A 12,775-nucleotide genomic window follows, 5' to 3' on the forward strand; every position below is an offset into this window, starting at 1 on the left:
GAATGTAATTTTAATCCTAAGTTTATTCGTTATTTACTATTCATTATTTGATCTTTACAAAACGAAACCAATTTTACAACCTGACCTACATGCGATTTTTCTACTTCACCTTTGTGTGCAGTTGGCTTATCCTGTTTGCTGCGGCAGCCCAGCCCAAAACCGACCCCTCCAATCATTCCCTCACGGGCTACGTTCGCGACGCAATCACCAAAAAGCCCATTCAGGGCGTCACGGTTTTTATTACCGAAAACCGCCGGGGCGTTAACACGAGTCGCGACGGTTTTTTCGTCATTCCCCTCCCCGGCGGCACCTATAACGTCAAATTTACCCACATCGGTTTTCGGCCACAAACGCACACCATTGTCCTGAATAAGACGGTTCTGACGGAAATTTTGCTGGAAGACGACTCCAAAGATCTGGAAGAAGTAACCGTCACAACCGAAGCGCCCGACCGAAATGTAAAGAAAGTAGAGTTGGGCGTCACGCAGATGTCCATCAAAACCATCAAGCGCATTCCGGCTTTTATGGGGGAAGCCGACGTGGTGCGGAGTCTGCTGCTGCTGCCGGGCGTCACCACCGTGGGCGAAGGGGCTCCCGGCATCAACGTTCGGGGGGGCAGCACCGACCAGAATCTGGTGTTGATGGACGACGCGCCGATTTTCAATTCGAGCCATCTGATGGGTTTTTTCTCGGTGTTCAATCCCGATATTGTCCGCGACGTTACGCTCAACCGGGGCGGTATTGCGCCGAGTATGGGCGGGCGGGCGGCTTCGGTGCTCGACATTCGGGTGAAAGAACCGGAGATCGATAAACTAACCGTGAACGGCGGGATCGGGATCGTTGCCAGTCGTTTAGGCCTTGAGGGACCGTTGTTTAACAAAAAACTGTCCTTTCTGCTGGCCGGGCGGGCGTCGTTCAATGACTTTCTGTTTAAGCTCATGCCCCGCAGCATTCGGGAAACGAAAGCGAATTTCTACGATGTAACGACCAAATTAAAATTTCAACCCAATGAAAAACACACCGTTACGTTCACAGGATATGCGAGCCACGACGAATTCAAACTGGCGTCCGATTCCCTTTCGACCGTAGAAGTCAATGCGTCCTCCACGGTTTTTGAATACCGAACCGTCAATGGAACGCTGAAATGGAACTACTTCATCAACGACCGTTTCAATCTGACCACGACCGCCATCTACAGCCAGTACCGCCCCGAAACGTCGGCTCCCGATCCGGCCAATGCGTTCCGGCTCACCTCGGAAATTTTGCACCGCCAACTGAAAGCCGACCTGAGTTATGCCGCCACGCCCAACCACCAGTTGCAGGGCGGCATCAGCCTGATCGATTATTACCTCCAGCCCAACAAACTCGTCCCCGGTTTTCAATCGAACGTGCTGCCGAAAGCGATGCCCATCGAACGGGCGTATGAACTGGCGGTTTATGCCCAGGATGAATGGAAAGTGAATGAAGCCTTTTCCATTCTGGGCGGGATTCGCTATTCCCAACTGCTGAACCGGGGACCGGCCAGCGTTCCCATTTATCAGGAGGGCGTTCCCCGCGAACCCGAAACGACAACGTCTTCCACCGCCCACGCCAAAGGACAGATTTATCACCAGGCAGGCGGCATCGAACCTCGTCTGGCATTGCGCTGGACCGTGGCCGAAGGTCAGTCCATTAAAGCGGGTTACAACCGCCTGCGGCAATACATCCACCTGATTACCAATACGACAGCCGCGCTGCCCGTCTCGCGCTGGAAGTTGAGCGATTCGTTTGTGAAGCCCCAAATTGCCGACCAATGGTCGGTGGGCTATTTCAAAAACACGGCCGGAAATGCGTTTGAAGCGTCGGCGGAAGTGTATTACAAAACGTTGCAAAACGCCATCGATTTCAAGGATGGAGCAGAATTGGTGCTCAATCCAACCCCCGAAACCGAGCTGTTGCAGGGAACAGGCCGGGCCTATGGGCTGGAAACCCAACTCCGCAAAAACAAAGGTCACTGGATCGGCTGGGTCAGTTACACCTACTCCCGGTCGTTATACACCATCAACGGGCCTTTCCCGGAAGAACGGGTGAATAATGGTCTCGAATATCCCACCAACTTCGACAAACCGCACACGTTGAATGCGATGACGACCTTTCGGCCCAACAGCCGGGTGAATGTGTCGTTTAATTTCACGTACAGCACCGGCCGGCCCGTGACCCAACCCTACGCCCGGGCCCGTGTCAACGGCATCGTCGTTCCCATTTATATAAACCGAAACCAGCAGCGGATTCCTGATTATCACCGGCTGGATTTTGCCGTCGAGTTCAACCAGAATCCAGCCAAAAAACGGCGGTGGGAACGGAGCTGGGTCTTTTCGATCTACAACGTTTACGCCCGCAAGAATGCCTATTCGGTATTCTTCAAGGTCAATTCAGCGTCGCTGTCCGATGGCTACAAATTGTCGGTGTTCGGATCGGCCTTCCCGTCGCTGACCTACAATTTCAAGTTCTGATTCGTTATGAAAAGCCTGACTACTACTGTTTTTTCTTTACTGCGGTTTTGCTCTTTCCCCTTCGTCTTCTTGATTTTGGGTCTGGTCAGTTCGTGCATCAGTCCCTATCAGCCGGATACCCAATCCATCGGGCGGGCGTTGGTGGTGGAAGGATTGATCACCGACCAGCCGGGGCCTTATGCCGTCAACCTCACCCAAACCGCCGACTACACCTATTCGGGTTTGAATCTGCTCGTGAGTGGTGCCACCGTTACGCTGTCCGACAATGCCGGGAATCGGGAAGTATTGAGGGAAGTCAGCGCAGGTTATTACCAAACTGCGGCAACCGGCATCCGGGGCACCGCAGGTCGTTCGTATAAAATCGCCATCCGCACTTCCGACGGAAAACAGTATGAATCTTCTCTGGAAGTATTGAAAACCGCCCCGCCGATCAGCCAACTGCGTTACGAATACCAGTATAATACGGCCTCCTTCGAAAACGACAAACGGAACACCTGGGCGGTTTATCTGGACACCAAAGACCCGGAAACAACCGGCGATTATTACCGTTGGGTCTGGAAAAATTACGAATTTACGGCAGCCTGTCTGTTGAGTCCCAACATCAATTCGGAGGGGTACTACCTTGGGTTACCCTGCTGCACGGATTGCTGGGACATTAACCAGTGCTACAGCAACTGCATCAACATCAGTTCCGACGCGGCCATCAATGGCAAAGCCATTAGCCGTCAATACATTATGAGTGTCCCGTTTACGTCGCGCGGTATGTATTACATGGAAGTGGAGCAGCAATCGATCAGTCCGGGGGCTTATCAGTTTTTCAACAGTGTCAAAAAACTGGTCAACAACACCGGCGGTTTATTTGATGCGGCTCCGGCCGCCGTCGGCGGAAATATTAAATGCACCAGTAATCCAGGTGAAGTCGTTTACGGGTATTTTGGGGCTGCCGGGGTTAGCGTTATGGCGTTGAAAGTCGATCGTTCGAAAGATGCCATCGGTGTTCCAAACGGCAAGAATGTCCTGCTCGATAACCTGGCGCCCTGCCTTGCCTGTGAAAACAGCATCTACCGAACCCCCAACAAACCGCGTTTCTGGGATCAGTAGCTTCCCATTCGCACAGGTTTTACACCTTTCCTTCAAATATCTCCCGGCCATATTGTAAATTTGGCGGCAATGCGTACCACCCCTGCCAAGTTTCTGATTATCCGGTTTTCGTCCATCGGCGACATCGTGCTGACGACGCCGGTTATACGTTGCCTGAAACAACAGGTTCCGGGTGCCGAAATCCACTATTGCACCAAGCGATCCTTCCAGCCCCTCATCGAATCCAATCCGTATGTCGACAAAGGAATCTACCTGGATGGAAACCTGAACGACCTCATCCGCCAGCTCCGAACCGAGAAGTATGATTACATCATCGACCTGCACAACAACCTCCGCACCCGCATCATCAAACTGCGGCTAGCCGTTCCGTCGCGTAGTTTCGATAAGCTGAACTGGGAGAAATGGCTCTATGTTCGGTTCAAATTGAACACCATGCCCCCCCTCCACATTGTCGACCGGTATTTGAAAACAACGGAGTCATTCGGCGTGGTCAACGACGGAAAAGGTCTGGATTACTTCATTCCTTACAAAGACATCGTCGAACCGGAATGGTTTCCCATCACCCACCGCCGGGGATTTGTCGCCTATGCCATTGGTGGTCAGCACAGTACCAAAAAACTCCCGGTGGCGCGCATGATTGAATTGTGCCGAAAAATCAATTACCCGATGGTATTGCTGGGGGGGAAAGAAGACGCTGCCGCGGGCGAAGAAGTCCGTCAGGCTTTGGGCGACAAACTAATTTACAACGCCTGCGGAAAATACAACCTGAACCAGTCGGCTTCGATTCTCCAGCAGTCGGCGCTGGTTTTTAGCCACGATACGGGATTGATGCACATTGCGGCCGCCTTCCGAAAAAAAATCTACGCGATCTGGGGCAACACCACGCCACAACTGGGCATGTACCCCTACAAAACCAATTTTGTTTCGCTCGAAAACAAACTGTTGCCCTGTCGTCCTTGTTCTAAAATAGGCTACGACCAGTGTCCGAAGGGTCATTTCAACTGCATGAACGAACTGCGGTTCGATTTTGACCTGAAAGAACTGAAACGGGGCCCCGGGCCTTCCACGCGAAGAACCGGCCCGGAACGTTAATCCCATTGAATCATCACATGTCAAAAAAAGTAAACATTGGCCTGGTGCAGATGGCCTGCTCGGCCGACCTGGACGCTAATCTCGAAAAAGCCATCGCCGGCATTCGGGAAGCAGCCGCCAAAGGCGCACAAATCGTGTGTCTGCAGGAATTATTCCGCTCGCTGTATTTCTGCGACGTGGAAGATCACCACAATTTCAGTCTGGCCGAAGCCATCCCCGGCCCCACCACCGAACGGCTGGGAGAAATTGCGCGGGAAACCAATACCGTTGTCATTGCGTCGTTATTTGAAAAACGGGCCGCCGGTTTGTACCACAACACAACCGCCGTCCTGGATGCCGACGGCACGTATCTGGGCAAATACCGCAAAATGCACATTCCCGACGACCCCGGTTATTATGAAAAGTTTTACTTCACCCCCGGCGATCTGGGCTACAAGGTGTTTGAAACGAAGTACGCCAAAATCGGTGTCCTGATTTGCTGGGATCAGTGGTATCCGGAACCGGCCCGCATTACGTCGCTGATGGGTGCCGAAATCCTGTTTTACCCCACCGCCATCGGCTGGGATACGGAAGAAACCGATCCCAAGGTAGATGAGGAACAATACAGCGCCTGGCAAACCATTCAGCGCAGCCACGCCATTGCCAACGGGGTTCATGTGGTTTCGGTGAACCGGGTCGGGCAGGAAGGGGGCCAGAAATTCTGGGGAGGGTCGTTTGTGGCCAATCCCCACGGCACCCTGCTGTATCTGGCTCCTCATGAAGGAGAAGTCACTCACGTTCAGGAAATTGATTTGAGTTTAACCGACAAATACCGTACAACCTGGCCCTATTTCCGTGACCGGCGAATCGATTCGTACCAACCCATCACGAAACGCTATTTGGACGAATGACCAACCGTATGAAGCTTTTTCTGATTTCTTTAGTAGTTGCACTAGCCGGGTTCGGTTTATGGTACAATCGTTCAATCAGTGGCCCCGAGCCGGTCATCGTGCCCCATCAGGGTGCCTTACCCGCCCAAACCGCCTTGACCCCAACGCCCCGGCAATCCTTTACTCCCACCACCCGCAAAGGCTACTGGAATCCGGATGTTGTCGGGGATTTCACGCTCCCCGCCACCAAAACCGTGACGTTCAGCGGTGCCGGGCGCAATCTGCATGTCGAGCAGGATTGGTCGAAGCTGTTCCGCCGGGGCTTTTCGTCTGTCGACAAAACCCGGATGTCGCCGGACGAATACCGCAGTGAATGGAATCCCAAACCCCAAGGCTGGACCAGTCGGCTGAAACCGTCGCAACGGGCACTGACCATTGGGCAGGGCTACATGGCCGGAGCACCCTTTAACATCGAATGGTCGCGGTCGGGTGATAAAGCACCGGAAACCTGGTACAAGCGTCCGTGGGGTGACCAGGGATTTAAAAATAGTGTCTATACCGCCATGCAGGAACTCAACGGGGAATGCGAAAATTTTGGCGATTGTAACCCAAACACTAAATTAAACACCTACGGAAAAATTTTTTTTGATATTGAGAATGAAGGCGTTGGCAATGTTTTAAACCGGCAGGAACAGGTCAATCTCTACGTGTTTATGGTGAAGTCGCTCCAGGAGTGGATCAGTCCCTATACCGAAATCGGATCCATTGCCCCGGTTCCGCTTAACGGCTACGGGTATTCCCGCGCCCGCGAATACAAGGGCTCCCCGGAATGGCTGTGGGCCATGCCTGCCCGGCATACAGCCACCTCACGCCAACGCGGAATGCCCGACGAGATTGTTGGCAAAACCTTTTCCGACTACATTGATTTTCAGATGCCAGGCACGTACTACATGTTCCCGGATTTCGATTATTCCATTCCCCACAGCGACGATGGTGCCCGCCATTGGCTGGGTGCGTTGTTGCACGAGCAGGAGGTCAACGCCCGGCTTTCGCCCAAGAAACGCATTGCCTGGCAGTGGCTTTTCAATACCCAGAGCAGTGAATTCCCCAACAGCGAAAAAGCGAAAAATGCGGCTCCCCCGGCCGTTGCTGAGGGAATTGCGGTTTTTTACTGGTTTACGGGGGCCTATGGAGTGATGTTCTGGGATGATGCGACGGATCTGAAACCCGACCAGCCTACCCCGGCGGATGTGAATCAGCAGGGTCTGGGCAACGACCGGGTGTATGCCTGCTACGAACACTACATTCACGGCCTCTGGCGGTTGTTCAAACACCACGGCGACCTTTTCAATGGCCGCGAAAAATACCTGAACGACCAAACCGAATGCTCCGTCGACGGCGGAAAAACCTGGTATAAGTATACTGCCAATCAGCTAAAAACCAACAATGTGCCGTTTGTCAGAGCCATCGTGAACGGGAATCAAATTCTGGTGGCGGCAACCCAACCCTACGGAAAAGCAGACCAGCGCGAGCAGGTGCTGGTGCGATACATTCAGGACGGGTACCAGTTTTATACGACCATTAATCTGAAAGGCGATGAAATCTTTCTGGGTCGGGCCACCATGTCGGGTGATGCCGGAAGCCGGAAGAAAGCCGCCGGGAGTCCAAAGAAAGTTACTGTAAAACAAAAGAAAGCCTGATTCTCTTCTGCATTACGATTAGGCCTTTCTCTTTTTGCCCCTGAATCCCCTAAAGGGGACTTGGACACGGCTTAATCCGGATGCTAAAGTCCCCTTTAGGGGATTCAGGGGCAAAAAGAGAAAGTGTGATAAAATTATCAGACATAACTCCTGACGATAAAAACTGGTGAATTATGTCGAACCATAAAGTTCGGCCCGGTTTTTATCCTTACAGGCCATCAGTAAACCGTTTGGCTTAAAACGGTTATTTTATCATCTTGCGCCCATCTAATATTGTTCCGTCTTTCATCGGCAAGAACGATACGTTTTAACCTAACACAAGATGGCAGAACAAGAAACCAGTTCCGGGCTGGAGGGCTTCGGAAAAAAACTCCTGAATCTTTTTATAAAAGAAGAATCAACGACGGGTAAGCCGATTATCGTTCCTTCGCAGAGTCAACCCAACCCGGGTTCTGTGCCGACTCCGCCGGTTGCCCCGGTTCCGGTCGCAACGGTACGTGAACCAACCGCTTCGTCAACGGTGCCCGAGGGAGCAGTCGACACGAAGTTTGTCGATCATTTCGCGGCTGTGCTGTCGAAAGCCAACCAGCCCGGTCCCGATTATTTCGAGTTTCGGGAAACGCTGAAAAACCTGACGAATCTCAATCTGAGTGAAGACCAGCAGTATCAGGCGGCCTGGGCCAGCTTCAAGGCGATGGGTGGATCGGCGAATGTGGCCGGTCTGGTCAGTTCGGCCAACCAGTATCTGACGGCCCTGAACAACGACCAGCAGGCCTTTTCGAAAACCGTGGAGGAAGCCCTGACCGAAAAAGTCGGCGGTTTGTCCAACGAGCAGAAACAATTGCAATCAGAGAATGAGCAACTGGCTAAACAGATGCTGGAACTTCAGCGAAAAATGGACGCCAATACGGAACGGCTGGCCAAAATCGGCGGGGAATTAAACGAACAACGACAGAAAATTACCCAAAATCAAAGCAATTACGAAGCGACACTGGCCGTTTTCGTCGGCCAGATCAAGCGGGATTTGCTAAAACTGGGGGAGTATATTAAATAAGGGTTTCCGGTTTTCGGTTTATAGTTTTCGGTTGGCTAACGCCTGATTCTCTCAACCGAATACCATAAACTGAAAACCGGAAACCGAATGATCGTTAAACAATAAACCTTACACTTAACAATGGCATCAACTCCTGATTTTTCACAAGTGGGTGGCCGAACCGAGGACGGCGACAAACGTTCGTTCTGGAGCCGCCCGGAAGGCATCGCGGGGCTGTTTTTTCTGGCCGCCATCGGTGCCATGGGACTGGTATACTTTAACCGGATCGTTGAATTTCTGATCAAGGTTACCGAAAATACACTGTATCTGGCGGGTCTGCTGGCCGTTCTGGGCTTCCTGATCTTTCTCTTTACGAGCAAGGATGTGCGGACGGCGGTTTTCTTCCTTTACAAAACACTGATGCGGAAATTGACGGGTCTCGTGATTCAGCTTGATCCGATTGCGATCATGAAAATTTACGTCAATGACCTGAAAGACAAACGTCGCAGTATGCAGGGACAAATCGACACGCTGGCGGGACAACTGGTGAAACTGAACCGGAAAATTACCGAGAACAACGAGGTCATCAAGCAGAAGTTTGCCGAAGCCAACAAAGCCAATGCCATGACCGACCGGCCCGGTATGCGGGAAGCCGCCCAACTCGCCACCATCGAAGGTGCCGGTTTGCAGGAAATGAACGAAAAACTGCAACCGCTGCAGCGCAACATGCGGACGGTGCTGGAATTCATGGAGAAAGTGAACAAAAGCGCCGACTACATCATCAAGGAAACCGAGATCAAGGTCAAACTGAAAGAAGCTGAATATCAGATCGTCAAGGAAAGCTCCAACGCGCTCCGGACGGCCATCAGCATCTTTAAAGGCGACCCCGACAAGAAGTTTTACTTCGACGAGTCGATGGAGTACATTCAGGACGACATGAGCAAAAAGCTCGGCGAAATGAAGCGGGCCATGGACATGTCGATGGACTTCATCAACTCGGTCGACATCCAGAACGGGATTCTTTCGGATAAAGGCCAGGCTTTGCTGGAAGCCTACAACCACGGTGAATTCAAAATCATCAAGCTGGACGAAGCCCCCCCGGCCACACCCGCCAATCGGCAAGTCAATCCGCCGAAAGACAATGGGTATCGGAGTCTTTTGGATTAATTTTGAATGAGTGAATGATTGAATGAGTGAATATTTTACACCATCCTGATCCTTCACTCATTCATTCAATCATTCACTCATTCACTCATTTAAAATTTAACCCCATGCAACGCTTAACCGTAGCCGGAAGGCTCCTTATTACGGCCCTGATCCTGGCCGCTATCTACTTTGGTTTTAAATACATCGGTGGAGTCGATTTACTGAAAAAACTAGCGCCAAAAGAAACCGCACAACAAACCTCCGACTCGCCATCGATGCCATCGGCCTCTTCGGAAGCGACATCCGAAGAAAGCGCCAAACCCGCCGATACGGAAGCAACCGACGAAGCCGGTTCGCGTCCCACGTTCAACTATACCCCGCCAGCCCCGCAAAACGGCAAACTGAAAGGCGTCGTGGAATTGGGGGCCAGCGGTTTTAACTCCTTCATCATTACGGTTGATGCCCAGAAAGCCTGGAAACTGGAGAAATCCGAATTTGGGAATAGCCTGGTACTGGAAAATATGGCCACCGACCAGGACGTTCGCGAAGGGTTGAAAAAATACATATCCCAGATGCTGAACTACGGGGTTGCCGGACGTGATATTCATTTTGTCGTTAGCTCGGGAGCGGTGAAAGCCGATAATACCCAGAAAATCATCAAGGCGCTGAAGTCTCTCAATTACGTGGTCAATACCGTAACCGCCGAGCAGGAAGGTCGTCTGGCACTGCGGTCGGTTTTGCCGAAAGACTTTGAAAGCAACGGTTTTGTGGTGGATATCGGCTCCGGAAACACCAAGATTTCGTGGAAAGACGGTGGGAAAACCACTGCGCTGGAAGGCCCCGGTGCCAAATATTTCCAGAATGGCGACGATGATACCAAAGTGTACAACGAGGTGAAAACCCTTTCCGAAAAAATTCCGGCGGCCAATCGCAAGACGTGTTTCATCATTGGCGGGGTTCCTTTCGAGTTGGCCAAGCAGGTTCGGAACGGCAAGGAACGCTACACGGTTTTGAATGCGCCTTCGGCGTATACATCCGGTGAGGCCAAAACCAAAGCCGGTGTCAACATCTATAAGGCCATCGCCGACGGCACCAACTGCGACCAGTTCGTTTTCGACTGGGATGCAAACTTTACGATTGGTTATCTGCTGACTTTATAAGGTTATTACACAGAGATGATCAGAGGAAATCAGGGTTAATCAGAGAAGTTTTTATCAAAAGATACTCTGATTAACCCTGATTTCCTCTGATCATCTCTGTGTAATAACTACTTCAAAATGACACTACAGGATTTCTTCGACTCCGTTTCTGCCAACCCAGCTCTCTTTGCGGTTTTTCTGCTGGCCGTTCCGGCGCTGGCGTTTGTCGTCAATATGTGGTCGGGCGAGAAGGCGGAGGAGATCTGGCGGTGGCGGTTTGTATACGCGACGCTGGTGTACCTGGCCTGTATTCCCGGCATTTTTGCCTTTACATTAAACGTCTATCTGTTCCTCTTCGAACGGCAAAGCATCTGGCGGATGAACCTGGTCACGCAGGTGTTGCCGGTGCTGACGATGGTGGCCACGCTAATGCTCATCAAACGCAAACTGCCCTTCGCCTACATCCCCGGTTTCGGCAAACTGTCGGGCTTCATGACGCTCATTGCGGCCCTCATCGGCATTCTCTGGTTTGTGGATCGGCTAAGAATCTACGCCGTCACTTATATTCCCTTTACCTACATTTTGGTTGGCTTCGTCGGGCTGCTGCTGCTCGTTCGTTTCGCCTGGAGCAAGCTGTTTTAGCTCAGTCCATTTTTGGAAGCTGTTCATTCATGAGTTGAGTCATCCATAATTTTGTAGTTTTGTGGTGTGATAGCAAAAATTACATGAATATACATACCGAATATCATTCGTCAAACCCGCATTTCATTCCGGCTCAGAACGGTTTTTTCTTCCCGGCCGAATGGCATCAGCACGTCGCAACCTGGCTCAGTTGGCCGCATACCGAAGCCTCGTGGTCGAACGAGCGACAGGAATTGATGTTTCCGGCTTACCTGGAGTTTATCCGGGCCATCAGCGAAAGTGAGCAGGTATGCATCAACGCCCACAACGAGACCGTCATTCAAACCGCCAAAATGCGGCTGTTAATGGCAGGAATCGATCTGGAAAAAGTGACCCTTCTGCCCCACCCGACCAACGATTCCTGGTGCCGCGACCACGGCCCGGCTTTCCTGATCAATCCCGTATCGAAGGAAAAAATCATCGTCAACTGGGAATACAACGCCTGGGGTGGAAAGTATCCGCCGTACGAACGCGATGGCCTGATTCCGGTCGAAATTGCGCATTACCGGCACTTGCCGTACGTCAATCCGGGCATTGTCATGGAAGGGGGCGCGGTCGAGTTTAACGGCAAAGGCACGGTTCTGACCAGCCGGGCGTGTCTGTTGAATCAAAACCGAAACTCACACCTGACTCAGGCCCAGATTGAACAGTATCTGTGCGATTATTACGGCGTTCAGCAGGTGTTGTGGGTGGAAGAAGGCATTGTTGGCGACGATACGGACGGACACATCGACGATACCGTCCGGTTTGTCAACGAAGACACGGTGGTGGTGGCGACCGAAAACAATCCCAACGACGAGAACTATCCGTTTTTGCAGGAAATTCATCAGGAGGTGAAAGCCATGCGATTACTCAACGGCAAGCAACTGAACATCATCGAGTTGCCCATGCCCGACCCGGTCATAAGTGAAGGTCAGCGGTTACCGGCTTCCTACGCCAATTTTTACATTTCCAACGGCTCCGTCATCGTTCCAACTTTCCGCTGCGACAAAGACCAGACGGCCCTCGATATTCTTACCGGCTGCTTCCCTACCCGAAAGGTAGTGGGCATCGACGCAACCGAAATCGTGTGGGGGTTAGGCACCTTCCATTGCCTGAGCCAGCAGGAACCAACCATCGACTGATGCAGTACGACAAGAAGATCTTTGGCTCGGTTGCCAATACCGACAACGGGGAAGTAAGTGCCGCAACGACGTTCTGGTACCACCAGGAGGGCGAGGTGGTCTGGGCCGAATACCGGGGCGGATCGGTGGTAAAAGGGTTTCTCGTCGCAAAAGTGCTGACCGACGGGGAACTGGATATGGTGTATCAGCATTTGAATACGGACGGAGACTTCCGGACCGGTGTCTGTCGTTCTACGCCAGAAATACTACCCGACGGTCGCATCCGGCTGCACGAAAGCTGGCGATGGACCAACGGCGATGGCTCGGAAGGCGCGTCGGTTATTGAAGAAATGGCCTGATCAATCTCGCATGAAATTTCTGTATTTATTTGGTATCCTATTTGTTACCGCTTGCTCCAG

At 52.0% G+C, this 12,775-nt stretch carries 11 protein-coding genes; all 11 read left to right on the plus strand.

Annotated features, from left to right (window positions below):
- Positions 1–89: 89 nt before the first annotated feature.
- The 11 genes from ACO064_RS01445 to ACO064_RS01495 all read left to right on the plus strand — a co-directional run bounded on the left by ACO064_RS01445 (position 90) and on the right by ACO064_RS01495 (position 12,715).
- Positions 90–2,492, plus strand: coding sequence for a TonB-dependent receptor (locus ACO064_RS01445; RefSeq protein ID WP_421825647.1), 2,403 nt, complete (start codon positions 90–92; stop codon positions 2,490–2,492).
- A gap of 69 nt (positions 2,493–2,561) precedes the next feature.
- On the plus strand, positions 2,562–3,593 hold the full coding sequence (locus tag ACO064_RS01450; RefSeq protein ID WP_421825648.1) for a DUF4249 domain-containing protein: 1,032 nt from the start codon (positions 2,562–2,564) through the stop codon (positions 3,591–3,593).
- A gap of 69 nt (positions 3,594–3,662) precedes the next feature.
- Entirely contained in the window at positions 3,663–4,685 is a 1,023-nt protein-coding gene (locus tag ACO064_RS01455) for a glycosyltransferase family 9 protein (protein WP_421825649.1), read from the plus strand.
- A gap of 17 nt (positions 4,686–4,702) precedes the next feature.
- Positions 4,703–5,575, plus strand: a complete 873-nt coding sequence (locus tag ACO064_RS01460) for a carbon-nitrogen hydrolase (RefSeq protein ID WP_421825650.1) — start codon at positions 4,703–4,705, stop codon at positions 5,573–5,575.
- A gap of 8 nt (positions 5,576–5,583) precedes the next feature.
- On the plus strand, positions 5,584–7,254 hold the full coding sequence (locus tag ACO064_RS01465) for a hypothetical protein (RefSeq protein ID WP_421825651.1): 1,671 nt from the start codon (positions 5,584–5,586) through the stop codon (positions 7,252–7,254).
- 322 nt (positions 7,255–7,576) lie between these two features.
- On the plus strand, positions 7,577–8,308 hold the full coding sequence (locus ACO064_RS01470; protein ID WP_421825652.1) for a hypothetical protein: 732 nt from the start codon (positions 7,577–7,579) through the stop codon (positions 8,306–8,308).
- Positions 8,309–8,428: 120 nt separating this feature from the next.
- Positions 8,429–9,454: a hypothetical protein gene (locus ACO064_RS01475; protein WP_421825653.1), complete on the plus strand. Its 1,026-nt coding sequence runs from the start codon at positions 8,429–8,431 to the stop codon at positions 9,452–9,454.
- Between the two features lie 104 nt (positions 9,455–9,558).
- Positions 9,559–10,593 carry a hypothetical protein gene (locus tag ACO064_RS01480; protein ID WP_421825654.1) on the plus strand — a complete coding sequence of 345 codons (1,035 nt, stop codon included), beginning with the start codon at positions 9,559–9,561 and terminating at the stop codon, positions 10,591–10,593.
- 117 nt (positions 10,594–10,710) lie between these two features.
- Positions 10,711–11,214, plus strand: coding sequence for a hypothetical protein (locus tag ACO064_RS01485; RefSeq protein ID WP_421825655.1), 504 nt, complete (start codon positions 10,711–10,713; stop codon positions 11,212–11,214).
- Between the two features lie 83 nt (positions 11,215–11,297).
- Positions 11,298–12,377 carry an agmatine deiminase family protein gene (locus ACO064_RS01490; protein ID WP_421825656.1) on the plus strand — a complete coding sequence of 360 codons (1,080 nt, stop codon included), beginning with the start codon at positions 11,298–11,300 and terminating at the stop codon, positions 12,375–12,377.
- Positions 12,377–12,715, plus strand: coding sequence for a n-acetylglutamate synthase (locus ACO064_RS01495; protein WP_421825657.1), 339 nt, complete (start codon positions 12,377–12,379; stop codon positions 12,713–12,715). Before ACO064_RS01490 ends, ACO064_RS01495 begins: the two co-directional genes overlap by 1 nt.
- Positions 12,716–12,775 lie beyond the last annotated feature (60 nt).

Origin of the sequence: Larkinella sp., assembly GCF_965227735.1 — a bacterium.
GTDB lineage: Bacteria > Bacteroidota > Bacteroidia > Cytophagales > Spirosomataceae > Larkinella.